Genomic DNA, 1301 nt, shown 5'->3' on the forward strand with positions numbered 1-1301 from the left:
AACTTGTCTGCTTCTGATGAGATGGCGACCCGTTCGCTGTCCAAACTTTCGTCTGGTACCCGTGTTGTTTCTGCACGTGACGATGCCGCTTCCATGGCCATCGGCGCGCGTTTGAATGCAACCACTCAGGCTCTCAAAACCGCAACTGTCAACGTTGGCCAGGCCAACTCGATGCTCCAGATCGCCGATGGCGGCATGGCAACCATTGATGACATCCTCGTTCGCATGAAAACGCTGGCTGTTCAGGCTTCATCTGGCAACCTGTCTGACACCGAACGCGGCTTCCTCAATGACGAGTTCACTGAACTGCGTGACGAGATTGATCGTATTGCTTCCTCGACCAACTTCAACGGCATTCAGCTGCTGGGTGACGGCGGCGACGTTGCGATTAACTTTGGCGATCTCGCGACCGGCGGAAGCGGCGCGGCCCTGACCCCGGTCAACGGCTTCGACAATTTTGCCATCACCGATAACAACTACTGGGCGACCGATACCGATAGCGACATCACCGATAACAACTTTGAAGTTGATATCGATTACGCTGCCGGTGGCCAGGTCATCATGACGGTGAATGCCACTGTTGACGGCGACAACCGTTCGCAGTCGATCGACGTAACGGACTATGCTTCAGGCGGCACCACCGCAATTGGGGCTGGTGAAAATGCGACCCTGAACTTCGATGAGCTTGGTCTGAGCTTCACGGTGAACACCAACTTCTCGGCATCTGTGTCGTCAATTGCCGCAGACAACACTGGTGCGTCGAACTTCGGTTCTGACACCACCTTCAACGGCGTTACCGGTAACGACTCCTCGGCAAATATTGTAAACATGTCTGCAGATAACGGTCAGCAGCTTGCCACCAACATTGAATTCCAGGTTGGCGGCGGCAACACGGCAAACGACCGCTTGTCGATTGACCTGAGCTCGGTTGATGCCGACACACTCGGTACCGGGTCTTCAGGTTCGGAAACCTCGCTTGAGGACCTTGGCGCCAATGCGATTAATACTGCTGCTAGTGCACAGAATGCTGTTGAAGTTGTCACCCGTGCGATTGATGACCTGCAGCGTGCACGTGCCGCAATCGGCACCTCCCAGAACCGGTTGGACTTTGCTGGACAGAACCTTGCTTCCACGCAGGAAAACACTGAATCAGCTCGCTCAACCCTGATGGACCTTGATGTGGCAGCCGAAATGACGGCCTTCACCTCAAAACAGATCCTGGTTCAGTCCGGCGTTGCCATGCTGGCACAGGCAAACCAGATGCCGCAGAACCTGCTGCGTCTGCTGCAGTAATCTGCAAA

Annotated in this window: 1 protein-coding gene; it reads left to right on the forward strand. The window is 55.1% G+C overall.

Going from position 1 to position 1301, the window contains the following annotated elements; genetic code table 11:
- The coding region (locus UF64_RS05515; RefSeq protein WP_044827639.1) for a flagellin at window positions 1-1293 on the forward strand (1293 nt) is incomplete at its 5' end.
- Window positions 1294-1301: the final 8 nt, after the last annotated feature.

Origin of the sequence: Thalassospira sp. HJ, assembly GCF_000948415.1 — a bacterium.
In the GTDB taxonomy this organism is placed as follows: domain Bacteria; phylum Pseudomonadota; class Alphaproteobacteria; order Rhodospirillales; family Thalassospiraceae; genus Thalassospira.